General features: G+C 70.4%; 24 protein-coding genes, 2 tRNA genes and 1 riboswitch. Of the genes, 11 read left to right on the top strand and 15 right to left on the bottom strand.

Translation table 11 applies throughout. The features are described from left to right. The first annotated feature begins 189 nt into the window (after window positions 1–189). Entirely contained in the window at window positions 190–1071 is an 882-nt protein-coding gene (locus tag ACFPLC_RS03045; protein ID WP_378198832.1) for an AurF N-oxygenase family protein, read from the top strand. Here ACFPLC_RS03045 and ACFPLC_RS03040 read toward each other — a convergent pair whose 3' ends face one another. Both ACFPLC_RS03040 and ACFPLC_RS03035 read right to left on the bottom strand, forming a co-directional pair. Beyond that, entirely contained in the window at window positions 1072–1944 is an 873-nt protein-coding gene (locus ACFPLC_RS03040) for a class I SAM-dependent methyltransferase (RefSeq protein ID WP_378198835.1), read from the bottom strand. It abuts the gene before it with no gap. A 608-nt stretch (window positions 1945–2552) separates the two neighbouring features. Further along, window positions 2553–2625, bottom strand: a tRNA-Lys gene (locus ACFPLC_RS03035). Between the two features lie 166 nt (window positions 2626–2791). Between ACFPLC_RS03035 and ACFPLC_RS03030 the strand changes: the two genes are divergently transcribed. Continuing rightward, window positions 2792–3985 (top strand): Ig-like domain-containing protein, encoded by a 1194-nt coding sequence (locus ACFPLC_RS03030; protein ID WP_378198838.1) that lies wholly within the window; start codon window positions 2792–2794, stop codon window positions 3983–3985. Here the strand turns inward: ACFPLC_RS03030 and proP are convergent. The 3 genes from proP to orn form a co-directional block, all read right to left on the bottom strand. Beyond that, window positions 3982–5409, bottom strand: coding sequence for a glycine betaine/L-proline transporter ProP (gene proP, locus ACFPLC_RS03025; RefSeq protein ID WP_378198840.1), 1428 nt, complete (start codon window positions 5407–5409; stop codon window positions 3982–3984). The genes ACFPLC_RS03030 and proP overlap by 4 nt on opposite strands. A 96-nt stretch (window positions 5410–5505) precedes the next feature. After that, window positions 5506–5581, bottom strand: a tRNA-His gene (locus ACFPLC_RS03020). Window positions 5582–5658: 77 nt separating this feature from the next. Beyond that, window positions 5659–6267, bottom strand: coding sequence for an oligoribonuclease (gene orn / locus ACFPLC_RS03015; protein WP_191310649.1), 609 nt, complete (start codon window positions 6265–6267; stop codon window positions 5659–5661). Window positions 6268–6368: 101 nt separating this feature from the next. Here orn and ACFPLC_RS03010 point away from each other — a divergent pair, with 101 nt between their 5' ends. After that, window positions 6369–7895: a helicase HerA-like domain-containing protein gene (locus tag ACFPLC_RS03010; protein WP_378198843.1), complete on the top strand. Its 1527-nt coding sequence runs from the start codon at window positions 6369–6371 to the stop codon at window positions 7893–7895. Between the two features lie 66 nt (window positions 7896–7961). After that, window positions 7962–8339, top strand: coding sequence for a DUF3224 domain-containing protein (locus ACFPLC_RS03005; protein ID WP_378198846.1), 378 nt, complete (start codon window positions 7962–7964; stop codon window positions 8337–8339). Window positions 8340–8453: 114 nt separating this feature from the next. On the opposite strand, the gene ACFPLC_RS03000 is transcribed toward ACFPLC_RS03005, so the two are convergent. The 3 genes from ACFPLC_RS03000 to ACFPLC_RS02990 form a co-directional block, all read right to left on the bottom strand. After that, complete coding sequence (locus ACFPLC_RS03000) at window positions 8454–9464, bottom strand: S1C family serine protease (RefSeq protein ID WP_378198849.1); 1011 nt, start codon at window positions 9462–9464, stop codon at window positions 8454–8456. Between the two features lie 98 nt (window positions 9465–9562). After that, window positions 9563–10885: a M20 family metallopeptidase gene (locus ACFPLC_RS02995; protein ID WP_378198852.1), complete on the bottom strand. Its 1323-nt coding sequence runs from the start codon at window positions 10883–10885 to the stop codon at window positions 9563–9565. A gap of 39 nt (window positions 10886–10924) precedes the next feature. Further along, window positions 10925–11674, bottom strand: a complete 750-nt coding sequence (locus ACFPLC_RS02990) for a class I SAM-dependent methyltransferase (protein WP_378198855.1) — start codon at window positions 11672–11674, stop codon at window positions 10925–10927. Between the two features lie 148 nt (window positions 11675–11822). Between ACFPLC_RS02990 and ACFPLC_RS02985 the strand changes: the two genes are divergently transcribed. From ACFPLC_RS02985 to ACFPLC_RS02970, 4 genes are all read left to right on the top strand, one after another. Further along, the gene (locus ACFPLC_RS02985) at window positions 11823–12728 is read left to right on the top strand and encodes a DNA-3-methyladenine glycosylase family protein (protein ID WP_378198858.1); all 906 of its coding nucleotides are present in this window, start codon (window positions 11823–11825) and stop codon (window positions 12726–12728) included. Between the two features lie 298 nt (window positions 12729–13026). Continuing rightward, window positions 13027–13800 carry a M50 family metallopeptidase gene (locus tag ACFPLC_RS02980; protein ID WP_378198861.1) on the top strand — a complete coding sequence of 258 codons (774 nt, stop codon included), beginning with the start codon at window positions 13027–13029 and terminating at the stop codon, window positions 13798–13800. A 138-nt stretch (window positions 13801–13938) separates the two neighbouring features. Beyond that, entirely contained in the window at window positions 13939–14277 is a 339-nt protein-coding gene (locus ACFPLC_RS02975) for a hypothetical protein (protein ID WP_378235681.1), read from the top strand. Window positions 14278–14352: 75 nt separating this feature from the next. Further along, on the top strand, window positions 14353–15585 hold the full coding sequence (locus ACFPLC_RS02970) for an aldehyde dehydrogenase family protein (RefSeq protein WP_378198863.1): 1233 nt from the start codon (window positions 14353–14355) through the stop codon (window positions 15583–15585). 19 nt (window positions 15586–15604) lie between these two features. On the opposite strand, the gene ACFPLC_RS02965 is transcribed toward ACFPLC_RS02970, so the two are convergent. After that, window positions 15605–15856 carry a hypothetical protein gene (locus ACFPLC_RS02965; RefSeq protein ID WP_378198866.1) on the bottom strand — a complete coding sequence of 84 codons (252 nt, stop codon included), beginning with the start codon at window positions 15854–15856 and terminating at the stop codon, window positions 15605–15607. Window positions 15857–15944: 88 nt separating this feature from the next. Here ACFPLC_RS02965 and ACFPLC_RS02960 point away from each other — a divergent pair, with 88 nt between their 5' ends. Beyond that, a complete protein-coding gene (locus ACFPLC_RS02960) occupies window positions 15945–17036 on the top strand; it encodes a dihydrofolate reductase family protein (RefSeq protein ID WP_378198868.1) in 1092 nt (363 codons plus the stop codon). A gap of 13 nt (window positions 17037–17049) precedes the next feature. On the opposite strand, the gene ACFPLC_RS02955 is transcribed toward ACFPLC_RS02960, so the two are convergent. The 3 genes from ACFPLC_RS02955 to cobN form a co-directional block, all read right to left on the bottom strand. Then, entirely contained in the window at window positions 17050–18255 is a 1206-nt protein-coding gene (locus tag ACFPLC_RS02955) for a chitinase (protein ID WP_378198871.1), read from the bottom strand. Between the two features lie 240 nt (window positions 18256–18495). Further along, complete coding sequence (locus ACFPLC_RS02950; RefSeq protein WP_378198874.1) at window positions 18496–18921, bottom strand: hypothetical protein; 426 nt, start codon at window positions 18919–18921, stop codon at window positions 18496–18498. A gap of 64 nt (window positions 18922–18985) precedes the next feature. After that, on the bottom strand, window positions 18986–22552 hold the full coding sequence (cobN, locus tag ACFPLC_RS02945; protein WP_378198876.1) for a cobaltochelatase subunit CobN: 3567 nt from the start codon (window positions 22550–22552) through the stop codon (window positions 18986–18988). A 27-nt stretch (window positions 22553–22579) separates the two neighbouring features. Beyond that, window positions 22580–22718: riboswitch (cobalamin riboswitch) on the bottom strand. A 41-nt stretch (window positions 22719–22759) separates the two neighbouring features. Between cobN and ACFPLC_RS02940 the strand changes: the two genes are divergently transcribed. Continuing rightward, on the top strand, window positions 22760–23482 hold the full coding sequence (locus tag ACFPLC_RS02940) for a hypothetical protein (protein WP_378198879.1): 723 nt from the start codon (window positions 22760–22762) through the stop codon (window positions 23480–23482). On the opposite strand, the gene ACFPLC_RS02935 is transcribed toward ACFPLC_RS02940, so the two are convergent. The 3 genes from ACFPLC_RS02935 to ACFPLC_RS02925 are packed head-to-tail and all read right to left on the bottom strand — an operon-like array spanning window position 23479 to window position 25483. Then, complete coding sequence (locus ACFPLC_RS02935; RefSeq protein WP_043784651.1) at window positions 23479–23712, bottom strand: helix-turn-helix transcriptional regulator; 234 nt, start codon at window positions 23710–23712, stop codon at window positions 23479–23481. The genes ACFPLC_RS02940 and ACFPLC_RS02935 overlap by 4 nt on opposite strands. A gap of 2 nt (window positions 23713–23714) precedes the next feature. Then, window positions 23715–24560 carry an ABC transporter permease gene (locus ACFPLC_RS02930; RefSeq protein ID WP_378198882.1) on the bottom strand — a complete coding sequence of 282 codons (846 nt, stop codon included), beginning with the start codon at window positions 24558–24560 and terminating at the stop codon, window positions 23715–23717. After that, window positions 24557–25483: an ABC transporter ATP-binding protein gene (locus tag ACFPLC_RS02925; protein WP_378198886.1), complete on the bottom strand. Its 927-nt coding sequence runs from the start codon at window positions 25481–25483 to the stop codon at window positions 24557–24559. Before ACFPLC_RS02925 ends, ACFPLC_RS02930 begins: the two co-directional genes overlap by 4 nt. A gap of 109 nt (window positions 25484–25592) precedes the next feature. Here ACFPLC_RS02925 and ACFPLC_RS02920 point away from each other — a divergent pair, with 109 nt between their 5' ends. Then, on the top strand, window positions 25593–25907 hold the full coding sequence (locus tag ACFPLC_RS02920) for a DUF6191 domain-containing protein (RefSeq protein WP_378198889.1): 315 nt from the start codon (window positions 25593–25595) through the stop codon (window positions 25905–25907). Window positions 25908–25909 lie beyond the last annotated feature (2 nt).

Below are 25909 nucleotides of genomic sequence, written 5' to 3'. Positions count from 1 at the left end.
GGTGATGCCGCCGGCGTCAGCGGCCCTGCGGCGAAACCTTGCCGCCGCGGTCGGCCGAAATCAGTAGCCCGTGGTTCCGACTTCGTGGTGGTGCCTGCTGCAGCAGATCGGTGACCAGGCCGCCGGCGTTGACAGCTCGGGTTCACGCTGGGCAGCCTGAAGACGGACGAAGAAAAGTTGGGAGTTCAGGTGAACCAAGAGCAGACCGCCCGGCGGTTGCTCAGGTCGTCGGCCGATCGATCCTACGATCCGCAGGTGGATATCGATTGGCGCGCACCGATCGACGAAGACAAGCTCTGCTTCCCGACGCGCCGATTGCCTCTCTACGGCACTCCGTTGTGGGAGTCACTCTCGCCGGAGCAGCGGATCGAGGTCGCCCGCCAGGAAGCGATCACGCTGGCGTCCGTTGTCATCCACGCCGAACTCAGTCTCATGCGGTCATTGCTCCGCGCAGTGCAGGAGGGCGCTCCGGCGTCGGATCCGGCGTTGTACGCCTTGACGGAAGTCGCTGACGAGTGCCGGCATTCGACCATGTTCGCCAAGGCGATCACGTGGCTCGGCGGTTCGGTCGTGCCGCAGTCGAAGCTCGTCACCAAGCTGGTGAACGTCGTTTCGGCGATCATCTCCCAAGGCCCGTTCTTCTGGGCCAGCGCACTGTTTTTCGAGGAGCCGGTGGATCGCCTGCAGCGCGAGGCGATGAACGACGAAACCATTCAGCCCTTGCTTCGGATGGTCTATCGGATCCACGTCCTGGAGGAGAGCCGGCACGTGACGTACGCGCGCGAGGCCGCGCTGCGCACGATGGCGGAAGCCGGGCCGCTCGCGCGCCGGGTGAACCGGATCGGGGTGGCGTTGCTGGCGTGGTCGCTGGGACGCACACTGCTCCGGCCGGCGACCTACCGGCGAGCCGGGCTGGATCCGCGGGCGGCCTATCGCGCCGCGCTCGCCAATCCGCACTACCACGAGTCGTTGCGCTGGATGTCCGAACGTCTGGTGGCCTTCTGTACGGACGCCGGCTTCATCAAGGGCCGGCTCACCACGGCCATCTGGCAACGATCCCACCTCCTATGACTACTGCTCGGGCACCCGGGCATGGGCGAAGCCGCCGAAGAACCAGATCGGTCCTTGCACTGACCCGTCGGAACGCGTCAGGTATCGACGTTGAGCCGCGGCGGCCTCCAGGTCTTCGACCAGGTGCAGCCGGTGCGCGGCGAGCAGTTCGTCGACCCGGCCTCGCCGGACACCCCAACGCCACGGCTCGCCACGCGCGGCCACCTGCCGGAGGACGGCCTGCGCCTCGGGGATGACGGCCGTGCCGTCCAGGATTTCCTGCCAGCAGTAGTCGAAGGCCAGAGAACTGCCGGGTGCCAGTCGTGCGAACCAGCGCAACGTGGTTTCGACGCCCTCCGCCCGCAAGTACGGCGTCACCCCCGACCACAACACCACGGTCCGGACGGCCGGGTCGAAGCCGCCCTGTTGCAGAACTTCGCCCAGATCGTCTTCCTCGAGATTCGCCGACAGGTACCGGACATCGGCCTTGGGCAAGCCGCGGACGCGCTTCTGCTTGCGCACGGACATGTGCGGCCGATCCACTTCGAAGACCGACGCGCTCCCGATCTCCTCCCGCATGCGATGAGCACGGCTGTCGAACCCGGCCCCGAGCAGAACAACCTGACCTGCACCGGCCGCAATCGAGTCGGACAAAACGTCATCCATGTATTTCGTTCGAGCCACTTCGTACCACATCCCGGCGGCCGCTTTTTTGCGGATTGTCCGGCCGATGAGTGTGCGTAGCCCGGGAACTTTGACCATGGCACTCAGGGGTGGCCACCACGGGAGGATCCGGGATGCCAGCAGGTCGGGATTGCGTAGGTCCTGCTCCGGTTGGAGGGCCCCTGCCGCCCGAAGCAGGGTGACGGACTCCGCGGTCGATGCTGTGGGCATCTCAGTTCACCTCACGTCGCTGTTGCAGGGCATCCAGACGCTCCCGTACTCGATCACTCTCCAGGACGCCCAGCTGATCGTAGAGTTCCAACCCTGCTTAAAGTTGACGGTTGCCGAATCTGCCTACGGCCGGACTTTCTGGATCGCTGAGCGGCTACTCCAACCAGCCGACTCACATATTTACGATGAGGGCATGCAGAATCCGGGCTCCGTCCCGGCCAATCCGAAGCTTGGTTGTTGGTGGTCACTGGAATTCCGCCGGTGTCACCCTGCGGCGGTAATGCAGGTGTTGCACCAAGTGGAGGGGCGTAGTGGCCGCACGGTGGTGTGCCCGCCGAAGACCTGAACGAGCGTCTGCACCTTGGCGCTGTGGATCCTGGCTTGGTGGCGGGGGCGGCACTGCGATCGCAGCAGGGGCAGAGCGGGGAGCCGGTCGGGTACCTGTTGGCCAATCGGTACGTCGGGTCGTTGAGCACCGGGATATGTGACGCACACCTTCACCGGCTGGTCGCGCGAGTGCGGCCTCGTTCGGTCCCATCCACGACCAAAGCCCACCGGCAAGATCCTCGCGAAGGAGGAACCCGCAGGTGGGCTTCGATTCAGTGGGGTGCGCCATCAGGGACTCGAACCCCGAACCCGCTGGTTAAGAGCCAGCTGCTCTGCCAATTGAGCTAATGGCGCCGGTGTCTGCCGGAGGCTTCCCTCGGCGACGTGGAAAAGATTAGCACCCGCTCCGGGGCCCGTTTCAGGGGGGTCCCCTAACCGGAGTTCCGGCGTTGCCGCCCCGGTGTCCCGGCTGGTCGGGCACACTGTAGTCGGACATCGACGGCGAAACAGGCGGGTGGGCATGCGGGGTGTGACGGTGCGGTTGCTGGTGGCCGCCGGGGTGATCGGGCTCTCGTTGGCCGGGTGCAGCAGTACCTCTTCGGGTGAACCTCCGCGGGAGACCGCCTCCGCGAGCCCCAGCAGCGCTCCCAAGCCCGCGCCGAAGCCGGCCGTGCTCACCCTGACGCCCGCGAAGGACGCCAAGAACGTCGCGCCCGGGGAGCCCGTGAGCGTCTCCGTCGCGGATGGGAAGGTCGGCGAGGTCAGCCTCACCGGCGCCGACGGGAAGGCCGTCGCCGGCAAGTCGCGGGCCGACGGCTCCGGGTGGGACTCCGCCGAGCCGCTCGGCTACAACAAGACCTACAAGCTGACCGCGACCGCCACCGGCTCCGATGGCAAACCGGTCACGTCGGAGACGACCTTCAGCACCGTCAAGCCGGCCCGGCAGCTCGACGTCTCGGTGAACCTCGTCGAGGGCGAGACCGTCGGCGTCGGCATGCCGCTGATCTTCACCTTCACCGGCAACGTCACCGACAAGGCCGCGGCCGAGAAGGCGCTGAAGGTCACCGCGGAGCCGGCCACCGAGGGCGCCTTCCGCTGGTCCGGCGACAAGCAGGTCACCTGGCGGCCGAAGGACTACTGGAAGAGCGGCACCAAGATCAAGGTCGACGCCGCCGTCTACGGCAAGCCGCTCGGCGGCGGCAGCTACGGCCGGGAGGACAAGAGCGCCAGCGCCACCGTCGGCGACAAGCTCGTCGCCGTCGCCGACGGCCAGACCCACCAGATGACGGTCACGATCAACGACAAGGAGGTCAAGACCATGCCGACCTCCATGGGCAAGCCCGGCCACAACACGCCGCAGGGCACCTACACCGTCATGAGCGAGCACACCGGCTACACGATGAACTCCGCCACCTACGGCGTCCCCGAGGACGCGCCCGGCGGCTACAGCACCTTCGTGCAGTACGCGGTCCGCCTGTCCTGGAGCGGCATCTTCTACCACTCCGCGCCGTGGTCGGTGCGGCAGCAGGGCCACAGCAACGTCAGCCACGGCTGCCTGAACCTGTCCACCGAGAACACGAAGTGGCTGATGGACACGTCCAAGAAGGGTGACGTCGTCACGGTGCAGAACAGCGGCGGCCCGAAGCTCGAGCCGACCGACGGCTGGAGCGTGTGGCAGCTGTCCTGGGACGAGTGGCGGACGGCGGCCAACTAGCCCGACCCGCGGACCAGCTCCCGCGCCTCGGCCTCGGTCGACACCGCCGGCCCCGAGCCCCACAGCGGCTTGTTCGCCGTCTCGCGGCTGAAGTAGACCGCGACGGCGCCGATCGCGCCCGCCGCCATCAGGTACCAGGCGGGCCAGAAGTCGTGGCCGGTGGCGGAGATGAGCGACTGCATGACCAGCGGGGTCGTGCCGCCGAAGAGCGACACCGAGATGTTGAACGCGATGGACAGCGCGCCGTACCGGATGGCCGTCGGGAACAGCGCGGGCAGCGCCGCGGGCATCGACACCTCGAAGCAGAGCAGCAGCAGGCCGAGGCCCATCAGCCCGAGGAAGGTGAGGACGAGCCCGCCGTCGTGCACGAGCAGCATCAGCGGCCAGGACAGCACGAGGAAGCCGAGGCAGCCGGCCATCATCACCGGCTTGCGGCCGACGTGGTCGGTGATCCGCCCGCCGACCATGATGATCAGCATCATCACGACCATGACGACGATGATCAGCAGCAGGCCGTGGGTGGCGTCGAGGTGCAGCTGCTCGGACAGGTACGTCGGCATGTACGACAGCAGCATGTAGTCGGTGACGTTGAACACGAGCACCAGGCCGACGCAGATGAGCAGCGCGGGCCAGTACTCGGTGAACATCTTCCAGAACGGCTCCCCGGCGCGCCCTCGCTTCTCGGCCTCCTCGGCGTGCTTCTGGAACGCCGGCGTCTCCTCGAGCTTCAGCCGCATGTAGAGCCCGATGATGCCGAGCGGCCCGGCGACCAGGAACGGAACGCGCCAGCCCCAGTCGAGCAGCGTCTCGTGCGGCACCCAGGCCTTCATCCCGGTGACGACGGACGCCCCGAACACGTACCCGGACAGCGTCCCGAACTCGAGCCAGGAGCCCATGAACCCGCGCCGCTTGTCGGGCGAGTATTCGGCGATGAAGGTGGTCGCGCCCCCGTACTCGCCGCCGGTGGAGAACCCCTGCACCATCCGCGCGAGCACGAGCAGGATGGGCGACCACACCCCGATCGAGGCGTACGACGGGATCAACCCGATGCACAGGGTCCCGATGGCCATCATGATCATGGTGACGGCCAGTACCTTCTGCCGTCCGATCCGGTCCCCGAGCGGTCCGAACACGAGCCCGCCGAGGGGCCGCATCAGGAAGGCGGCGGTGAAGGCCCCGAAGGTCCCGATCAGCCGGACCCCGGGGGACACACTGGCGGGGAAGAACACCTCGGCAATGGTGTCGGCGATGTAGGCGTACACACCGAAGTCGAACCACTCCATGGCATTGCCGAGCGCGGCGGCTCCCACCGCGCGCTTGAGCAACGACTGGTCGACAACGGTGATGTCCTCGTATCGCAGCTTCTTCTTACGAGCCCGGATCTTCGGTGCTGAACGTGCCACCAGAACACCGTGCACCGGCATTCGGCCGCTCGCACGCTGAGCCATCCGGTCGTGAGCGTTGCCACGGACGGCGGAACGCAAAAACCCCAGCTCGGACCGGAGTCCAAACTGGGGTGATGGGGTGAGCGACGGGTTTCGAACCCGCGACCTCCTGGACCACAACCAGGTGCTCTACCAGCTGAGCTACGCCCACCATCGCCGAGGGGATCTGCTTGCGATCACCTCGCTTGCAGTAATCGTAGCGGGTGCCCGCGACCGGTTTTCAGGGGGTCACCTCTGGTGGTGTTCCTGCACTTCAGCGGCGGCTGCCTTGGCTTCTTCGCTGGTCGGCCCGGGCTGGGGGACGAAGGCGACGCGCCGGTAGTAGTCGAGTTCGCCGATGGATTCCCGGATGTCGGCCAGGGCCCGGTGGGCGAGGCCTTTTTCCGGCTTGGCGTAGTAGATGCGCGGGTACCAGCGGCGGACGAGTTCCTTGATGGAGGAGACGTCGACCATGCGGTAGTGGAGGTGGGCGTCGAGGGCGGGCATGTCGCGGGCGATGAAGCCGCGGTCGGTGCCGATGGAGTTGCCGGCGAGGGGGGCGGTGCCCGGTTCGGGGACGTGCTCGCGGATGTAGTCGAGGACGCGGCGTTCGGCTTCTTCGAGGGTCACCGTGGAGCGGCGGACTTCTTCGGTGAGGCCGGAGTGGGCGTGCATCTCGCGGACGACTTCGGGCATCCCGGCGAGTTTTTCCTCGTCGGCGTGGATGACGATGTCGACTCCTTCGCCGAGCACGTTCAGGTCCGCGTCGGTGACGAGGGCGGCGATTTCGATCAACGCTTCCTTGCCGAGGTCGAGCCCCGTCATTTCGCAGTCGATCCAGACTAGGCGGTCGGTCACCTGGTGACCCTAACCCGACACGGGGATGTGAAGGGCGTTACCTGCGCGTACGGCGCGTTACGCTCCCGGTGTGGTCCAGGACACAGATCGGGGTGTGGGCAGTGGCGGAGCAGGAGTCGCCGGCGAGGGAGATCGCCGCTGGTTACGCGAGTGAAGGTGCCGCGCTGGAGCTGGGTGCGGTGGTGATCGACGGGCAGGCGGACGCGGCGGCGGCGGTGCGCCTGCCGTTGGCGACGCTGAACCGGCACGGGCTCGTCGCCGGCGCGACCGGAACGGGCAAGACGAAGACCTTGCAGCTGATCTCGGAGCAGCTGTCGGCGGCGGGGGTGCCGGTGGTGCTCGCCGACGTCAAGGGTGATCTGTCCGGGCTGGCCGCGGCCGGCGAGGCGAACGACAAGGTCGCGAAGCGTTCGCAGGAGCTCGGCGACGACTGGGCGGGCGCGGCGTTCCCGGTGCAGTTCCTGTCGCTGGGCACCGGCGGCAAGGGGTCGCCGATCCGGGCGACGATCACGAGCTTCGGACCGGTGCTGCTGGCCAAGGTGCTGGAGCTGAACGAGACGCAGGAGTCGACGCTCGGGCTGATCTTCCACTGGGCCGACCAGCGCGGCCTGGCGTTGCTGGACACGAAGGACCTGCGGTCGGTGATCACGCACCTGACCAGCGATGAGGGCAAGGAAGACCTCAAGGGCATCGGCGGGGTGTCGGCGGCGACGGCCGGGGTGATCCTGCGTGCACTGTCCAATCTGGAGGCCCAAGGTGGCGAGGATTTCTTCGGCGAGCCCGAGCTGGACGTGCACGACCTCATGCGCCAGGACGGCGGCAAGGGCGTCATCACGCTGCTGGAGCTGGACAACCTGCAGTCGAAGCCCGCGTTGTTCTCGACGTTCCTGATGTGGCTCCTGGCCGAGCTGTTCGAGGAGCTGCCCGAGGAAGGTGATCTCGACAAGCCGAAACTCGTGTTCTTCTTCGACGAGGCCCACCTGCTGTTCGCCGACGCGTCGAAGGCGTTCCTCGAGCGCATCGAGCAGACCGTGAAGCTGATCCGGTCGAAGGGCGTCGGCGTGTTCTTCTGCACGCAGCTGCCCACGGACGTCCCGAACGCCGTGCTCTCGCAGCTCGGTGCCCGGATCCAGCACGCGCTGCGGGCGTTCACCCCGGACGACCAGGCGGCGCTGGCGAAGACGGTGAAGACCTACCCGAAGACGAAGTTCTACGAGCTCGACACGGCGTTGACCTCGCTGGGCATCGGCGAAGCGATCGTCACGGTGCTGTCGGAGCGGGGCGCGCCGACGCCGGTGGCGTGGACCCGGCTGCGGGCGCCGCGGTCGAAGATGGGCTCGATCGGTGACGAGGCCGTCGCCGCGGCCGTGTCTTCGTCCGGCCTGCACGCGAAGTACGCCGAGACGATCGACCGGGAGTCGGCCTACGAGAAGCTGGCCGCGAAGGTCGCCGCCGCGCCTGCTCCGTCGCCGGAAGCGGCTCCCGAGGCGCCCGCTCCGGAGAAGGACGAGCCGGGGTTCCTCGAGTCGGCCATGAAGAACCCGGCGGTCAAGTCGTTCATGCGGTCGGCGGCGAGCGCGCTGGGCCGGGAGATCACGCGCGGGTTGTTCGGCAATCGAAGGCGCTGACAAAACCTGACGCTTCCTGTCAGGTATGGCTGGGACGCTGGTGTCCACATCGAGGAAGGGATCACCATGACCAGCACCGCCACCGCGTCGTTCACCGTCGACAAGTGGGAGCCCCAGGCGACCGACGAGTTCGCCGGCAACGAGCTCGCCCGGGTGGTGATCGCCAAGACGTTCACCGGGACGGTCGAGGGGACCAGCGAGGTCGAGCTCCTGACGGTGAACAACGCGACTTCGCGCGCTTATGTGGGCTTCGAGCGGCTCGAAGTCTCGGTCGACGGCCGCAAGGGCAGCTTCGTCCTGCACCACACGGCCGACGAGGAGTCGGGGATGACCTTGCAGATCGTCACCGGCTCCGGGGCGGGCGAGCTGACCGGGATCGCGGGGACGGCGATCATCGAGATCGACGGAGACGACCACCACTTGACCCTCAACTACCGCCTCTGAGCAGCACGAAGGCCGTTTCGAGAGCCCCCGATTGACTCTCGAAACGGCCTTCGCGTGTTCTCCCGCTCCCCGAAGCGGGGGGACGGGCCGCCCCGACCACGGCCCGTCCGTGTCCTAGTTGTTCACGATCTGGTCGACGATCTTCTTGGCGTCGTTGATCGGGATGGCGAAGCCGATCCCCACGCTGCCCGCCGCGCCGTTGGCCGAGGCCGACGGGCTGTACAGCGCCGAGTTGATGCCGATCACGTTGCCCTGGGCGTCGACCAGCGCCCCGCCGGAGTTGCCCTGGTTGATCGCGGCGTCGGTCTGGATCGCGGTGTAGCTGGGCGAGTCGTTGCTCTGGTTCGACGTGCGGCTGAACGGCGAGCGCTGCTGCTGCTCGCCCTGCCCGATGTCGGACAGGTTGCGGTTCAGCGCGCTGACGATGCCGGTGGTGACGGTGTTCTGCAGGCCGCCCGGCGAGCCGATCGCGACCACTTCCTGGCCGACGACGAGCTTGCTCGAGTCGCCGAGGCTGGCCGCGGTAAGGCCGCTGGCGTTCTGCGCCTGGACCACGGCGATGTCCGCCTTGGTGTCCGCGCCGACCACGCTCGCCTGGTACTTCTTGCCGTCGGAGGTGGTGATGACGACGTTCCGGGCGCCGTCGACGACGTGGGCGTTGGTCAGGATCCGGCCGTCCGAGGTGAGGATGACGCCGGAGCCGATGGCCTCGCCCTGATCGGTCGTGACGTTGATCTGGACGACGCTCGGCGTCACCTTCGCCGCGACCGCGCTGACGTCGCCGGACGTCGAGTTCGAGACCGTCTGCCCGTTCGCGGCCGGCGTGGTGACCGACGTCGTCGCGCCGTCCGCCGAGGTCGTCGTGAGCCCGACGATCGCCGCGCCGCCGACCCCGCCGACCAGCGCGGCGCCGAGCGCGGTCGCGCTGACGATCATCGCGACCCGGCCACCCCTGCGCGGCTTGGCCTTCAGCGCCGTGGGCGCCTGGGGCGGCGTGAAGAGCGGATTCGGCGCCGCCTGCTGCTGGTAGGCGTACTGCGCGTACGGCCCGTACTGCTGAGTGCTGTGGTGCGGCTGGTGCCCACCGGTTGAGGCGGGGCCGGGCCGACTCTCGTTTTCGGTCATGGCACCAGATTCGCGCCTGTGCTTGTGAGCAGCCTGTGGAAACACCTCAGGCTTTGCTGAGAAGAATCAGCTGAGAAAACTCAGCCGTTCCTCAGGTGTCAGGCGAAGAACGACGGGACGTCCAGCGCTCCTCCCGCCGCCTCGAACTCGTCGTGCACCGCCTGCCGCAGCTCGGCGTCGGCGAGGTAGTCGGCGGCCGTGAGGGCCAGGCCCAGCGCGCCGTCGCGGACGCCCGCGTCACCCGTCTCCGATCCGGCCGCGGCCGCGAACTCCTTGGTGTGCAAGGCGACCGTGGGTCCCGATACCGCGAGCATGGGGTGCAGTGCGGGCATCCGGTAGGACAGGTTGCCCAGGTCCGTCGAGCCGGTGAGCGACTCCGGCACGATGCCCGGCGGGAGCGGTTTGCGGCCGGTGATGACCTGGTTGACGGACCAGCGCCCGGCGAGTGCGGTGTTGAACCGGATCGGCAGGTAGGCCGGCTGAGCGTCCCAGATCAGCTCGACGCCGCAGCCGGTCATCGCCGCGGCGCCTTCGGCGATCGACGTCATGCGGGCGGCGAGGTCGCGCAGGGTCTCCGGGGTCTGGGACCGGAGGTAGAACAGCAGCGCGGCGCGGGCCGGGATGACGTTCGGCCGGGCGCCGCCGTCGGTGAACACGCCGTGGACGCGGTCGCTCTGCGGGAGCTGCTGGCGCAGCGCCGAGACGCCTTGGTACGCGGAGACGGCGGCGTCGAGCGCGTTGCGGCCCATGAACGGCTGGGCGCTCGCATGCGCGCCGACGCCGTGGAAGACCATCTCCAGCTGCCGCCGCCCGAGGAACGGGTGCAGCGCGATGTCGTGGCTGAACGGGTGCAGCATGATCACCGCGTCGACGTCGTCGAACACGCCGGCGCGGGCGAGGATCTCCTTGCCGCCCCCGCCTTCTTCGGCGGGCGTGCCGATCAGGCTGACGCGGCCGCCGAGCCGCTCGGCGATGGTGGCGGCGCCGAGGAAGCCGCCCGCGGCGGTGGTGCAGATGACGTTGTGGCCGCACGCGTGGCCGAGCCCGGGCAAAGCGTCGTACTCGGCGAGCACGGCGATGTGCGGGCCCTCGCGTTGGGGAGTGCTGACGCGCAGCGCGGTGTCGAGCCCGCCGACGCCGATCGTGGCTTCGTGGCCGTGGCGCCGCAGGAGATCGGCCAGGGCGCGGACCGACCGGTGCTCGGCGAATCCTTCCTCGGGGTGGGCGTGCAGATCTTGGCTCAACGCCACCAGATCGGGTGAGCTGCGCTCGATCGCGGCGGTCACCTCGGCCCGCGTCGCCTCGTCCGCGCCGGTGTGCGGCGAGGACAGCGGTTCGGCGGCCGCGACGGCGTCGGCGGTGGCCTCGACCAGGGAACGCAGGTAACTGTCGTCGGGCGGGACGGGGTCGGCGTGGGTCATGGGGCGATGCTAACCGGCACCTCCGACAATCCGCGGCGCTCAGCCGAGCCGGCCCGCGACGATCTGCGTGACCCCGGCGTACCGTTCGGTGATCTCGGTGAAGCCGCGGGCGCGCAGGCTCGCCGCGATTTCCCCGCGGTCGAACATCTTCTGGCCACTCACGATCCCGCCGGCCGACGCGATCAGGCGCGCGGGTTGCCGGCCGCTGCGGGCGCTCGTCAGCAGCGCGATCCGGCCGCCCGGTTTCAGCACGCGCGCGAAGGAGTCCAATGCGGTCTCCGGCTCGGCGAACATGTGCAGCGCGGCGAAGCAGCAAAGGGCGTCCACTGTGGACGTCACCAGGGGGAGGCGCACGGCGTCGGCGCGCAGGTAGGCGACGGTGTCCGGGCCGCCTTCGGCGACGGCCTTGGCGAGCATGGTGCGGGCGCCGTCGAGCCCGATCGCGAGCCCGCCCGGGCCGACGGCCGCACCGAACGCCCGGGTGAACCGGCCGGTTCCGCAGGCGACGTCGAGGACCGTGTGGCCGGGTTCGAGCCGGAGGAGCTGCGCGGCGAGCCGGACCTCGCCCGCCATGCTCGGGCCGGACGGGCCTTTGAGCGCGCGGCCGAGGGCGGGGCGCCAGTACCGCTCGTAGACCTGCGGGAGCAGGGTCGTGCGCATCAGGCGCTGCGTGAGCCCGGTCGGCGGGCCCGCCTGGTCTGCGGTGCCCAGCAGGTCGAGGTAGCCGTCCCGGAGTGGGGCCGGCGTCTCGAGCAGGGTCTGGAGGCGGTCGGCGGCGCTGGTCGGCACGGGTTCTCCTCCCTTTTGGATACCGGCAGTATGCCAATCGCTGGGCCACTCGTTCGAGTGAACAAATCCGGGATCAGGCGTTCGACGCCCGGAATTGTCGGTGCCCCTTCCTAACGTCGCAGGCGAGATCCCGATCCGAGGAGGAGAGATGACGACGATTTCCCGCCCGTGTGGCGAGATCGCGGTGTACGGCGAGTTCGACCTGGCCGCGGCGGCCCGCTTCTTGACCGGCTTCGCGCCCGCCGGGCAGCCGGATTCCGAGCCAGGCGCGTTGCGGGTGGCGTTCGCGCTCGACGGCGAATGGACGCCGGTGGGAGCGGTGCTGCGGCAGAGATCGCCCGGCGAGGTCACGGTCGAGGTCCACGGCCCGCCCGAGCACACCGACGCCGTGGTGGCCCAGGTGCGGCGGATGTGCTCACTGGACGTCGACGGCGCGGCGTTCCCGGAGGCAGGCGCCCGTGACCCGGTGGTTTCGCTGCTGCAGGGGCTGCACCCTGGCCTGCGCCCGGTCCTGTTCGCATCGCCGTACGAGGCGGCGTGCTGGGCCGTGCTGAGCCACCGGATCTGGATGACGCAGGCGGTGCGGCTGCGCCGCCGCCTGACCGAGCGCTACGGCACCGAGGTCGAGGTGGGCGGCAGCAGGCTGAGGTGCTTCCCGGCACCGGCCGCGCTGGCGAAGGCGGAGTACCAGCCAGGGCTGCCGGGCCCGAAGCTGCCGCGCCTGCGAGCCATCGCCGAGGCGGCGGCCGAGGGCATGCTGGACGCGGCCAGGCTGCGGGCGATGCCGGCCGAGGAGGCGCTGAAGGAGCTGCAGCTGCTGCCGGGCGTCGGCCGGTTCAGCGCGGAGCTGATCCTGATCCGCGGCGCGGGCCACCCGGACGTCTTCCCCCGCAGCGAGACCCGCCTCCACGAGATCATGCGCGACGCGTACCACCTCCCGGACGCGGGAGTCGCGGAGCTGGCGGAGATCGCGGAGGCCTGGGCGCCGTTCCGGAGCTGGGTCGCGTTCCTGTTCCGGGTCGAGGGCGAGGCACGGATGCGGGAGTCGCGATGACCTGAGCCGGGCCGTGTCGCGCCCAGCCGCACGGTGATCCTGGTGTGCAGCCCGAGTCCGAGCCTGGTGCCCCGGCGGTGTCGCGTTGTCCGCACGGTGGCCGTGGTGTGCTGCTTGCCCGAGCCCGAGCCCGAGCCCGAGCCCGAGCCCGAGCCCGGCTCGGGGTGGTGGCCGGTGCAGTTGCGTCCGGCGTTCCGATGACCGAAAGGAGACTGCTACGACCCGATACCGGAGGCCGCGGAGCGGCGGTCGGTGGGGACTCACCGTAGCCAGATATCGCCTGTGGTGAGGTGTCCGGGTGAGTTCGCCCGTTCCCCTCGCGCTCGGCGGCCCCGCCGGTGACGCGCTGTCAGCTTTCCGCGCGGCTGCCGCCCCCGACCCCTCGCTGCTCGAACAGGCCCAGGCCCCCGCGGCGATCACCCTGGTCGCCGGCGGCGTGGCGCTGCTGGTGGTCCTGGTCGGCGGCACACCGTGGCGGCGGGCGCGCAACGTCGTGACGATGGTGCACGAGGCGGGCCACGCGCTGGCCGCGGTACTCGTCGGACGGCGCCTGCAGGGCATCAAGCTGCACTCGGACACCTCGGGCGTCACCGTCTCGCGCGGCAAGCCCGAGGGGCCGGGCATGGCGTTCACGGCGATGGCCGGGTACCTGGCGCCGTCGGTGCTCGGGCTGCTGTTCGCCGGGCTGCTGGGCGCAGACCTGGTCGGCACGGTGCTGGTCCTGATCGCGCTGCTGCTGCTCGGCGTGCTGGTGATGGTGCGCAACGCGTACGGGGTGTTCACGGTCGTGGCCAGCGCGGCGGTGCTCGCGTTGATCGCGTTCGTCGCCCCGGTCGAGCTCCAGGCCCCGTTCAGCTACCTGGTGACGTGGTTCCTGCTGTTCGGAGGCGTGCGGCCGGTGGCCGAGCTCCAGACCAAGCGACGCCGCGGCCAGGCCCGAGACTCCGACGCGGACCAGCTGGGCCGCCTCACGGCGGTCCCGCCGATCCTGTGGGTCCTGGTCTTCGCGGTGGCCACGATCAGCTGCCTCATCGCCGGCGCGCTGTGGCTCCTGGAGCCCGTGGCCAAGTAGCCAACGCCCCCGGCCACCGGTTCCGACCGGTTTGACTGTGGGGCGTGGCCGCGGTTCTCGGCCGCCGGTCCGGACCAGCCCCGGCCGCGGATTTGCCTGCCGGGCCGGGCCGGTCGTGACCGTGGGCCCTGGCCGGTCATGACCGGCCAGCTCGCCGCAGCCGACCACGGCCTCGACCCGCACCACTCGCAGCGAGCTGCTCGCCTCACGCCGCCGCTCGCGCCCACTCGGGGCCCGCGCCGATCGTTGTCGTGGCCGCGCCGAGCGGAAACCAAGCGGGTCGCCTCCGGTCCAGGCGGTCGCCGGTCGGCGGCAGAATCACCATTGCGGCTGTCGGCTGCGGGTGCCGCTGCTGGTCCCGCCCGCGGCGCGGTGGTCGGCAGCGCCGCGGTCGCAAGGTTCGTGCGGCGCTCGAGCCGGCCCACCGCGACCCCACGCAGCGTGCGTGGTCGCCCGCGCACCGGCGCACCCGGCTGACCGGCGGTGGAGCCCGTGGCCGGTCACCGTCGTGCATGCGGCAAACTGGTGGTCCGCGCGGAGGGAGACGTAACGATGGACGAGGTCGCCAAGGCCGTCGAAGAGTGCGCACGGGCCGCCAAGTCGGCCGCGCCGTCGCTGGCTGCCGCGAGCGCCGAGGCCGTCGATGCCGCGCTGAGCGGGATGGCCGAGCGGCTGCTTGCGCACCGTGACGAGATCCTCGAAGCGAACCAGGCCGACGTCGAGCGCGCCAAGGCCGACGGGATGAGCGCCGGCCTGCTCGACCGGCTCACCATCACCCCGGACCGGCTCGCCGGCATGGCCGAGCAGCTGCGGCTGCTCGCCGGCGCGCCGCACCAGGAGCGGTCCGTCGACGTCTCGACGCTGGACGGCGGGCTGCGGCTGGTCGAACGGCGGCGGCCGGTCGGTGTCATCGGCGCGAACTACGAGGCGCGGCCGAACGTCACCGTCGACGTGGCCTCCCAGCTGGTCAAATCGCGCAACGCCGGCGTGCTGCGCACCGGGTCGGCCGCGCTCGGCTCGGCCCAGCGGCTGCGTGAGGTCGTCATCGCGCCGGCGCTCGCGGAGGCGGGCATCGACGCCGACTGCGTCCAGCTCGTGCCGCGCGTGGAGCGCGAGGCCGCGTCCGCGCTCGTGCGGCTGCCCGGCCTCGTTCCGCTGGTCATCCTGCGCGGCAGCGGGGACAGCACCCGCGCCCTCGCCACCGAGGCGGCCGTCCACGGCGTGCGCACCCTCGCCCACGCCGATGGCGGCGGCGTCCTGTACGTCGACCGCGGCGCGGACGTCACCAAGGCCCGCGACCTCGTCTACGCCAGCCTCGACCGGCTGGGGGTCTGCAACCGGCTGAACCTGCTGCTCATCCACGAAGACATCCACGACGACGCCTGGCCCGCCATCTCGGACGCGCTCGCCGAGCGCGGGGTCACGCCGTCGCTGGCTCCGCACGAGCACCCCATCGGCTACGAATGGGCGCTGGACTCCGACCGCGAAGCGACCGTCACCGTCGCCAAGGTCGGCTCGCTGTCCGACGCCGTCGAGATCGCCAACGAGCGCACCTCCGGCCTGGCCGCGGGCATCACCACCGAGGACGAATCGGCCGCCGACGCCTTCTTCGACGGCTACACCGGCACCGGCGTCTTCTGGAACGCCCCGACCCGGCTCCTCGACGGCTTCAAGCTGCTCGCCGTCCCGGAAACCGGCATCAACCTCGACAAGGTCCCCGGCCCGCGTGGTCCGGTCACCTACACCGACCTCTACGTCCGCCAGTACGCGGTCCTGCCGGCCTGAACCGGAGCCGAAGCCGAGGTCAGCGCGCCGGTGGGCCGCCGGCGAACCTGTGCAGCTCCGCCACCGTGTCCGCGGCGTTGGTGACGAGCTGCGTGCGCTCGCCGGCGTCGCCGGAATAGCGGTAGATCGCGGTCGGTCCGTCGCTGATCGCGATCGCCGCGACCAGGCGGCCTTCGGGGTCGCGGGTGAGCCCGGTCGTCACCGACACCTCCCGGCCGACGGTGTCGACCGTGGTGAGCGTCCGTTCCTGGTACCAGCCTCGCGTGGTCATGTTCAAAAGCTCCGGGGGGATGCGCACGACAGGGGGATACGTCGTAGGACGCGGAGACGGCCCCGCGCGTTACGGCATACTGGGCCGGGTGATCTCCCGGCCGCACGTCCTGCTGTCCGCCGCGCAGTCGCTCGACGGCTACCTCGACGACACCTCGCCCGAGCGGCTCGTGCTGTCCACAGAGGACGACTTCGCCGTGGTCGACCGGTTGCGGGCCGAGGCCGACGCGATCTTCGTCGGGGCCGGAACCGTGCGGGCCGACAACCCGCGGCTGCTCGTCCGCTCGCCCGAACTGCGGCAACACCGGCTGAGCCGGGGGAAGCCCGAACAACCCGTCAAGGTCACCGTGACCACCCGCGGGCTCGATCCGGACGCGCAGTTCTTCACCGTCGGGGACACCGAAAAGATCGTCTACGCGCCACCCGGTGCGGCGGACGCGCTCAAGCACGTCGCCACCGTCGTCGACGCGGGGAACCCGCCGGACTTCGGGCGCATCCTCGACGACCTCGGTGCGCGCGGCATCGGGAACCTGCTGGTCGAGGGCGGCGGCGGGATCCACACCCGCTTCCTCACCGAAGGTCTCGCCGACGAACTGCGGCTCGCGATCGCGCCGTTCTTCGTCGGGCAGCCGGACGCGCCGCGGTTCGTCGGGCCCGGCCTCTACCCCCGGCCGATGACCCTGACCGCCGCGAACGCACTGCAGGGGATGGCGATCCTCGAGTACCGTGCCGCCGTCGAACCGACCGGCCGGGACGTCCAGCGCCTCAAGGAAGCCATCGCGCTCGCCGCCGAGTGTCCGCCCAGCCACACCTTCCGGGTCGGCGCCGTGATCACCGACGCCGACGGGGAGGTCGTCGCCACCGGGCATTCCGGCGAAGGCGACCCGGGAAATCACGCCGAAGAAGCCGCGCTGGCCAAGTGCGCGGGCGACCCGCGGCTGGCCGGCGCGACCATGTACAGCTCACTGGAACCGTGCAGTCACCGCAGTTCCCACCCGCGCAGCTGCACCCAGCTCATCCTCGACGCCGGGATTCCGCGCGTCGTGTTCGCCTGGCGGGAGCCGCCCGTCTTCGTCGACGCCCGGGGCACCGAGCTGCTGCGGCAGGCCGGGCGGCACGTGGTGGAGGTTCCCGCGCTGACCCCGGAGGTCCAGCGCGAGAACACCCACCTCGACTTCTGAGACTCCGAGAGGATCAGCAGGCGCCGTTGTCCTGCCAGACACCCCACTCGCCGGTGGTGCCGGGTTCTTCGCCCTGCGTCCACCACTTGGCCGTCCACTTGTGGCTGTTGTGCGAGACGACGTTGTCCTTGACGTAGACCTTCGTCCGGTCCCACTCCGCCGCGGTGCACGTACCGCCGCCCGGCGTGGTCGGGGTCGTCGTCACCGGCGGCGTCGTCTGTGGCGGCGTCGCGCCGGCGAACCGGACGCTGAACTTCGTGAAGTCCCAGTCGTTCTGCGGGACGTTGCTGCAGACGCCGTTGTCCGTCGTGCCGACGCAGGCGCGGTCGCGGTTGACCGACCAGAACGTGAAGCGGCCGAGGCCGTGACTGGTCGCGTAGTCGTACACCGTCTGGAAGTCCGAGGTGTAGAACATCTCCGCCGCGTCCGATTTGCCGTTCATGCCGGAGAAGCCTTCGTGCGCGTACGCGGTCGCGCTGTCCCAGCCCAGGTGCGACATCAGCAGGCCGTGGAACGCCTCCAGCGCCGACACCTGCGACGAACCGCCGTTGAAGCCACCGTCGAACGGCATGATCGAGAAGTTGTTCGGCGTGAACCCGATCGACTTCGCCTGGTCGATCAGCTGCGTGCCGAACCAGCCGGTGCCGGCCGCGGTGCCCGGCATGGTCACCGACACGAACAGGCCGGGGTTGTTGGCCTGCAACGTCTTCGCGGCGCCGAGCTCGTTCGCGATCGCGGCGGTGTTCTCGTACTCGGGCTCTTCGAGGTCGAAGTCGATCGCCTTGAGCGAGTACTTGGTGATGACCTGCTGGTACGCGGCGGCCGTCGCGGCCACCGTGCCGCACGTCTGGCCGAGCTTGGTGCCGCCGTACCCGCCGACGGACACCGAAACGTCGCCGCCCGCGCCGCGGATCCGCGAGATGACGCCCGCGACCGCGGTGTCGGAGGAGACGGCGGACGTGCCGTCCCAGGTGGGGCTGCAGCCGCCGCCGTTCGGCGCGAGGATGAACGCGAGCTGGAAGGCCTTGAGCCCGGTCGCGTTCATCACGGTGACCGGGTCGGGCGGGTTGTTGCTCTGGGGCATCAGGTACGGCGCCGCGGCGTACCAGTTGTTGCTCAACGCCGCGGTCGCCGACGACGCGCCGAGCACCAGGCTGACGGCGGTGGCGGCGAAAGTGGCGGCGGCGAGCCCGACGGCGGCCAGTCTGCTCCTGCGCATGAGCTGTCCTCCCGGTGGGGGATCGAGGTGGACAGATCATTGGACTAGACCATTAGCGAAGTCAAGACACCAAGGGCGGGAAAGCCGAACTCGTGGGCGAAAAGCGCCGGAATATCCGATATTTGTTTCGGCGGGCGGCCGGGAACCGGTGAAAGTGCCCGGCCGCCCCCGCGACGGCCCGAAAACTGTCGGTGCCCCCGGGTAGAGTGGAAATCGGGGGGCGCCCCCGCGGGCTCCGGCTCAGCTGTTGTCGTTGAGGAAGTCGTAGTCCTTGCACTCGCCGGAGTGGTACCGGTCGGCTTCCTTCCAATACCGGCAGAACTTGAAGCCGACGCGGGTCTCGGGGAGGTTGTAGACCCCGCCGTCGGCCGCGCTCCTGGTCACGCAGTTGCCGTTGCCGCCGACGTGCATCCAGTACAGCTGCGCGCCGCTGGCCGGGGTGCCCTTGTAGACGTAGATGGCGACACCGCGGCCGTCGGCGTCGGTGTCGCAGATGTGCACGCGGTCGCCTTCCTCGGTGAACACGCCTTCGCCGCTCCAGCCGGTCACGTCGCCGAACGCGTCGCCCGTGTGCATGTGCTTCGTGTGGTCGGCGGCCGACGCCGGCGAAGCGAACGAGAGCGCGGCGACCAGTGCCGCGGCAGCTACGCCGAGAACCTTCTTCAAGTCTTCGCCCTTCCTCGGTGGGGAAGGCGAAGCGTAGCCACCGCGGCCTGCAATCCGCTTGCAGTCACTCCGATTCGAGGTCGCCCTCCAGCGACAAGTACACCTCACGCATCTTCTCCAGCAGCGCCGGATCCGGTTCCGCCCACAGCCCGCGGTCCGCCGCCTCGTTCAGCCGCTCCACGATCCCGCGCAACGCCCACGGGTTCGCCTGCCGCAGGAACTCCTGGTTCACCTCGTCGAGCACGTACGACTCGGTCAGCTTCTCGTACATCCAGTCGCCGACCACGCCGGCCGTGGCGTCGAAGCCGAACAGGTAGTCCACTGTGGCCGCGAGCTCGAACGCGCCCTTGTAGCCGTGCCGTCGCATCGCCGCGAGCCACCGGGGGTTGACCACTCGGGCGCGGAAGACCCGGGCCGTCTCCTCGCCCAGCGTCCGTGTGCGGACGGCGTCCGGCGACGTGCTGTCGCCCACGTAGGACGCCGGGGCCGCGCCCGTCAGCGCGCGGACCGTCGCGATCATTCCGCCGTGGTACTGGAAGTAGTCGTCGGAGTCCGCGATGTCGTGCTCGCGCGTGTCGGTGTTCTTCGCCGCCACCACGATCCGCTTGTACGAGCTCTCCATGTCTTCGCGGGCCGGGCGGCCGTCCAGGTCGCGGCCGTACGCGAAGCCGCCCCACACCGCGTACACCTCCGCGAGGTCCTTGTCGTCGCGCCAGTTCCCGCTGTCCATCAGCGGCAGCAGACCGGCGCCGTACGCTCCCGGCTTCGACCCGAAGATCCGGGTCGTCGCACGCCGGGCGTCTCCGTGGGTGGCCAGGTCGGAGGCCACGTGCGCGCGGACGAAGTTCTCCGAGTCCGGTTCGTCGAGCGCCGCCACCAGCCGCACGGCGTCGTCGAGGAGCGTGATCACGTGCGGGAACGCGTCGCGGAAGAACCCGCTGATCCGCACCGTGACGTCGATCCGGGGCCGCCCCAGCTCGGCCAGCGGGATCGCCTCGATGCCCGTGACGCGCCGGGAAGCTTCGTCCCACACCGGCTGGACGCCCAGCAGCGCGAGGACTTCGGCCGCGTCGTCGCCGGACGTCCGCATCGCCGACGTGCCCCACACCGACAGCCCCACCGAACGCGGCCAGTCGCCGGTGTCCTCGCGGTAGCGCTTCAACAGCGAGTCCGCCAAGGCCTGCCCGGTTTCCCAGGCGAGCCGGCTCGGGATCGCCTTCGGGTCGACGGTGTAGAAGTTCCGCCCGGTCGGCAGCACGTTGATCAGCCCGCGCAGCGGCGAGCCGCTCGGCCCCGCCGGGATGTACCCGCCGTCCAGCGCGTGCAGCACCGAGTCCAGCTCGGCGGTGGTCCCGGCCAGCCGGGGCACGATCTCCTCGGCCGCGAACGAAAGCACCTTCGCCACCTGCGCGTCCGGGGCGACCGACGCGACCGCGGTCGGGTCCCAGCCCCGCATCTCCATCGTCTGGACGAGCTCGCGGGCCGTCTTCTCCACCGCGTCCACTTCGGACATCGGGGCGTCTTCCTTCAGCCCCAGTGCCGACCGCAGGCCCGGCACCGCGCCCTGCTTGCCGCCCCACATCTGGGACGCGCGCAGCATCGCCAGCACCAGGTTGACGCGGGCCTCGCCGGTCGGCGCCGCGCCCAGGACGTGCAGCCCGTCGCGGATCTGCGCGTCCTTGACCTCGCACAGCCAGCCGTCGATGTGCAGCAGGAAGTCGTCGAACTCCGCGTCGTGCGGGCGTTCCTCGACGCCGAGGTCGTGGTCCAGCTTCGCCGCCTGGATCAGCGTCCAGATCTGCTGGCGGACGGCGGGCAGCTTCGCCGGGTCCATCGCCGCGATGTTGGCGTGCTCGTCGAGCAGCTGCTCCAGCCGCGCCATGTCGCCGTAGGACTCCGCGCGCGCCATCGGCGGGATCAGGTGGTCGACGATCGTCGCGTGCGCCCGCCGCTTCGCCTGCGCGCCCTCGCCCGGGTCGTTGATCAGGAACGGGTAGATCAGCGGCAGGTTCCCGAGCACGGCGTCCGGTGCGCAGGAAGCCGAGAGCCCCGCGGTCTTGCCCGGCAGCCACTCCAGGGACCCGTGCTTGCCCAGGTGGACGACGGCGTGCGCGCCGAACTCCTCTTCCAGCCACCGGTACGCGGCCAGGTAGTGGTGGCTCGGCGGCAGATCCGGGTTGTGGTAGATCGCGACCGGGTTCTCGCCGAACCCGCGCGGCGGCTGGATCATGATGATCACGTTGCCGCTCTGCAGAGACGCCAGCACGATGTCGCCGTTGTCGACGTACAGCTCGCCCGGCGCCGGCCCCCAGTGCTCCTCGACGCCTTCGCGCAGCTCGGCGGGCAGCGCCTCGAACCACGAGCGGTAGCGGTCGGCCGGGACGCGGATCGGGTTGCCGGCGAGCTGCTCCTCGGTCAGCCACTCCGGATCCTGGCCGCCGGCGGCGATCAGCGCTTGGATCAGCGCGTCCCCGTCGGGCTGGTCGGTGCCGGTCGGGTCGACCCCCGGGAACGCGTCCGGCCCCAGGTCGTAGCCCAGCTCGCGCATCCGCCGCAGCAGCTCGATCGCCGACGCGGGCGTGTCCAGCCCGACCGCGTTGCCGACGCGAGAGTGCTTCGTCGGGTACGCGGACAGCATCAGCGCGATGCGCCGCTCCGACGTCGGCGTGTGCCGCAACCGGGCGTGCGCGAGCGCGATGCGGGCGACGCGGGACGCGCGTTCGGCGTCCGGCACGTACCGGGGGAGGCCGTCTTCGTCGAGTTCCTTGAACGAGAACGGCACCGTGATCAGCCGCCCGTCGAACTCCGGCACCGCCATCTGGTTCCCGGCGTCGAGCGGCGAGAGGCCGTCGTCGTTGGCCGCCCACGTCTCGCGGTCGCTGGTCAGGCACAGCGCCTGCAGGATCGGGACGTCGAGGGCGGCCATCTCGGCGACGTCCCACGCCTCGTCGTCCCCGCCCGCGCCCACCTCGGACGGCCGCGTGCCGCCCGCCGCCAGCACCGTGACCAGCAGCGCGTCCACCGACGCCAGCTCGGTCATCATCTCCGGCTCGCGCGTCCGCAGCGAAGCGCAGTAGATCGGCAACGCGCGCCCGCCCGCGGCTTCGATCTCGTCGGCGAGGGTGTGCACGAACGCCGTGTTCCCGGACAGGTGGTGCGCGCGGTAGTACAGGATGCCGATGACCGGGCCGTCGTTGCCGGTGGCGGGCCGCTCGAGGACACCCCACGAGGGCTGCTGCGCGGGCGGTTCGAAGCCGTCGCCGGTGAGCAGCAGCGTGTCGGAGAGGAACCGGTGCAGCTGGGTGAGGTTGTCCGGGCCGCCCTGCGCGAGGTAGGCGTGGGCCTCGGCGGCGATGCCGGCCGGGACGGTCGAGAGCTTCATCAGCTCGGCGTCCGGCGTCTGCTCCCCGCCCAGGACGACGACGTGCGCGCCCGACGCCCGCAGCGTGTCCAGGCCGTCGGCCCAGCTCCGCGGCGTGCCCAGGATCCGCGCGACGACGATCTTCACGCCGTCCAGGAGAACCGGCAGCTCGGTGACGTCGAGCCGGGCGGGGTTGCCGAGCCGGTACTCGCGATCGGCCGAGCGGGCGCTGAGCAGGTCGGTGTCCGAAGTGGACAGAAGCAGGATCACGAGGTTCCTCCTCGGGGTCCGCGCCCCGGGTAGACGGGCGCGCCGGCCGGAGTTCCTGGCTCTCGAAGATCACTCTCCGATGACAGTGGCGGGACCGCCCCGGACTCTCACCGGGTTCCTCCACCTGCCGACGCGTGGGTATCGCACCCACTCTCCGGTGCCGGTCGAGGCGCGTCAAGGTGACGTTGCCCCGGGTAACCTGACGGCTTGGAATCCCTTCTCCGGAGCTTCACGGCCGCGCAGTCGACGCGGCAGCCGTATCGCCACCCCACGGCGGCCGAACTCGAAACCGCGGCCACCGGCTTCGCCGCTCTCCTCGGCGGCCGCCCGCACCACCTGGCTGACCTGGGCTTCTCCGTGACCGACGACATCGTCGTGCAGGAGCCCGGCACCGAACGGGCCTGGGGCCTCTACGCGATCGACCGGTCCGCGCCGCCGTCCCTGGTGGTGGAGGTGCCGCATGCCTCGTCCGACCTGCGGACCGACCTGATCGGCCTGGCCCTCTTCCGGCAGGTGCCCGGCGCCGTCCTCGCGGTGGCCGGCGCGCACCGGCGCCGGGAGGACCCCGCCCACGACACGCGGACCGTCTTCCACGAACTCACCACGCTGCTCGCCCGCCGCGGCCTGCCCCAGGTCCAGCTGCACGGCTTCAACGACCGCACGATGCCCGCGGCCGACGTCGTCGTCTCGGCCGGGGCCGCGGAAGCCGGCGACGCGGCCCGCCGGGCCGCCGACCGCCTGGAAGCCGCCGGGTTCCGCGTCCGCCGGGCCTGGGCCGAGCCCTGCCGCGGCCTGGCCGGGACGACGAACGTCCAGAGCCGGGCCGCGGCCGGCACGTTCCTGCACGTCGAGCTCAGCCGGACGACCCGCGAGACCCGCCGCGACGACGTCGTCCGCGCGCTCGCCGACGCCGACCTGCGCAAACCCTAGGCGGACCGCTCACCGAGGCGGGGGAAGGGCTTCGTCGAGAACAGCACTTCCACGGACACCTCGAAGAACTCCGCGATCCGCAACGCCAGGTACAGCGAAGGGCTGTACTCGCCGCGCTCCAGGTAGCCGATCGTCTGGTAGTGCACCCCGAGGGCTTCGGCCAGCTGCCGCCGCGAGATCGACCGTTCCGCGCGCAGCATCGCGATCCGGTTGTAGACGACCTCACTCATGACTACCCCACACGCTGCATGGCCTTCTGCCGCCGTTCGGCCACCGACGAGCCCGCTTCGCGCCGCGCCATGCGGCGGAGCAGGACCGGGGCCACCGCGAAGCCGAGCACCGTCCACGCGAGCAGCACCGCCACGGTCGCCACCGGCCGCCACGACTGGCCGATCTCGACGACGACCGCGCCGTCCGGCAGCAGCGCCGAGCGCATCCCGAGACCGAGCCAGTACATCGGGAACACCTGCGCGATGTCCTGCAGCCAGCCCGGCAGCGCCGTGATCGGGTAGAAGATCCCCGAGATCGCGCCCATGCCCATCACCGGCAGGGTGATCAGCCCGATCGACCGGGCGCTGTTGGTCAGCGACCCCAGCGCCGCGCCGATCGGCATCGTCGCGGCCATCCCGAGCAGCAGCACGCCGAGCAGGTGCAGGTACGACCAGCCGCCGTCGGGAGCCAGCGCGGAGAAGGCGAACAGGCACGGGACCAGGACCGCGGCGATGGACGTGAGCTGGGCGAGCGTCAGCGCGGTCGTCTTCCCGATCAGGTAGCCGAGCATCCCGTTCGGGGTCGCCTTCGCACGCAGGAGCGTGCCGTCCTCGCGGTCGACGGCCAGGTAGCCCGCCGCGCCGGTCAGACCGTTGAACACGATGCCGGCGCCGAGCACGCCGGGCACGGTCGCCGCGCCGAGCGAGAACGACGTGCCGGGCAGCGTGGCGTTGCGCATGAAGAACAACGTACCGAGGAAGAGGAGGACGAAGACGACCTGCCCGATCACGTCGTCGAGGTTGGTCCACGTCTGCTTGAACTCGATCCAGCCGCGGGCCACCCCGGCCCGCACGGCGACGGCGTTCATCGCGCACCCGCTTCCTGGAGGCCGAGCTCCGTCTCGCCGCCGGTCTCGGCGCGGTGGACCAGCGTCATGTAGGTGTCCTCCAGCGACGCCCGCCGGACCTCAAGGTCGGCGACGGCCTCGCCGTGCTGCTTGAACAGGTCGTACACGTACTTCGTCGCTTCGGTCGTCGAGTGCACGAAGCGCTGGCCGCCGACGCTCCAGCGGACCTCGGCCTCCCCGGAGATCTGCCGGCTGAGCTGGTCGGCCGAGCCGTCGGCGACGATCCGGCCGCCGTTGAGGATGAGGATCCGGTCGGCCAGCTTCTCGGCCTCGTCGAGGTCGTGCGTGGTGAGCAGGATCGTCGTGTCGAGCTCGTCGGACAGCCGGTGCACCAGGTCGTGGAACTCGCGCCGGGCCTCGGGGTCGAAGCCGGCGGTCGGCTCGTCGAGGAACAGCAGCTCGGGGCGCCCGACGATGCCGATGGCGACGTCGAGCCGCCGCCGCTGGCCGCCGGAGAGCTGCTTGAGCTTCTTGCCCGCGTGCTCGGTGAGCCCGACCGTCGCGATCAGCTCGTCGGCGTCCCACGGCCGCGGGTGCGACGCCGTCGAGTACGGCGCGTAGTACCGGCCGAGGTGCGCGAGCAGCTCGCGGACCCGCCATTTCCCGTGGTCACGCCAGGACTGGAGCACGACCCCCAGTCGCGCCCGCCACTCCTCGCCGCCCTGCGCCGGGTCGACGCCCAGCACGCTGACCTCGCCGGCCGACCGCATGCGGAAGCCCTCGAGGATCTCGATCGTCGTCGTCTTGCCCGCGCCGTTGGGCCCGAGCAGGCCGACGACCTCGCCCCGGTACGCCTCGAAGTCGACGCCGTGGAGCACGTCGATCGCGGCGTACCGCATCCGCAGCCCGCGCACGCGGACCACGGGATCGGCTGGGTCTCTCATCGTGATCACCCCCATCTGACTGATGCGATCGAATGTAGCACACCTACTATATTCGATCAGAGTTCTACGGCCTCGGGAACTTGACCCGCGGTCACCCGGTTCGCCGGGCATGGGAACTTGGCTGGGGCTGGCCCTTCCGGGCGGCGTCGTGATCCTGCTGGTCATGGCGGCGATCGAATTGCGCCCGCGCAAGAACGGCTCGCGCTTCAAGGCGCGGCTGTCCGCCACCTACCTCGAAGAGACCACCGCGTTCCTCTACGGGACCAAGCGGCGTGAGCTGGAACACCGGGAAACGATGTCGATGCTCGTCAAGCAGGACGCCGAAGGCGCACCACCCTGGCGTGACGTGGACTTGGACGCCGGAACGGCCCGGATCCGGCCGCGTCCGGACCCGCCGGAGCGGGAAAACCGCCAGCTACAGTGAGG

The organism is Amycolatopsis plumensis, assembly GCF_042652605.1.
Taxonomy (GTDB): Bacteria; Actinomycetota; Actinomycetes; order Mycobacteriales; family Pseudonocardiaceae; genus Amycolatopsis; species Amycolatopsis plumensis.
Note: the sequence above shows the minus strand (reverse complement) of the source record. Positions and strands in the feature narration are given on the sequence as shown.

Coding starts and splice junctions, on each gene's coding strand:
- ACFPLC_RS03040 (WP_378198835.1), bottom strand. CDS start 1,944: ATGCCCACAGCATCGACCGCGGAGTCCGTCACCCTGCTTCGGGCGGCA.
- ACFPLC_RS03030 (WP_378198838.1), top strand. CDS start 2,792: ATGCGGGGTGTGACGGTGCGGTTGCTGGTGGCCGCCGGGGTGATCGGG.
- proP (WP_378198840.1), bottom strand. CDS start 5,409: ATGCCGGTGCACGGTGTTCTGGTGGCACGTTCAGCACCGAAGATCCGG.
- ACFPLC_RS03005 (WP_378198846.1), top strand. CDS start 7,962: ATGACCAGCACCGCCACCGCGTCGTTCACCGTCGACAAGTGGGAGCCC.
- ACFPLC_RS03000 (WP_378198849.1), bottom strand. CDS start 9,464: ATGACCGAAAACGAGAGTCGGCCCGGCCCCGCCTCAACCGGTGGGCAC.
- ACFPLC_RS02995 (WP_378198852.1), bottom strand. CDS start 10,885: ATGACCCACGCCGACCCCGTCCCGCCCGACGACAGTTACCTGCGTTCC.
- ACFPLC_RS02985 (WP_378198858.1), top strand. CDS start 11,823: ATGACGACGATTTCCCGCCCGTGTGGCGAGATCGCGGTGTACGGCGAG.
- ACFPLC_RS02975 (WP_378235681.1), top strand. CDS start 13,939: ATGACCGGCCAGCTCGCCGCAGCCGACCACGGCCTCGACCCGCACCAC.
- ACFPLC_RS02970 (WP_378198863.1), top strand. CDS start 14,353: ATGGACGAGGTCGCCAAGGCCGTCGAAGAGTGCGCACGGGCCGCCAAG.
- ACFPLC_RS02965 (WP_378198866.1), bottom strand. CDS start 15,856: ATGACCACGCGAGGCTGGTACCAGGAACGGACGCTCACCACGGTCGAC.
- ACFPLC_RS02955 (WP_378198871.1), bottom strand. CDS start 18,255: ATGCGCAGGAGCAGACTGGCCGCCGTCGGGCTCGCCGCCGCCACTTTC.
- ACFPLC_RS02935 (WP_043784651.1), bottom strand. CDS start 23,712: ATGAGTGAGGTCGTCTACAACCGGATCGCGATGCTGCGCGCGGAACGG.
- ACFPLC_RS02930 (WP_378198882.1), bottom strand. CDS start 24,560: ATGAACGCCGTCGCCGTGCGGGCCGGGGTGGCCCGCGGCTGGATCGAG.
- ACFPLC_RS02925 (WP_378198886.1), bottom strand. CDS start 25,483: ATGAGAGACCCAGCCGATCCCGTGGTCCGCGTGCGCGGGCTGCGGATG.
- ACFPLC_RS02920 (WP_378198889.1), top strand. CDS start 25,593: ATGGGAACTTGGCTGGGGCTGGCCCTTCCGGGCGGCGTCGTGATCCTG.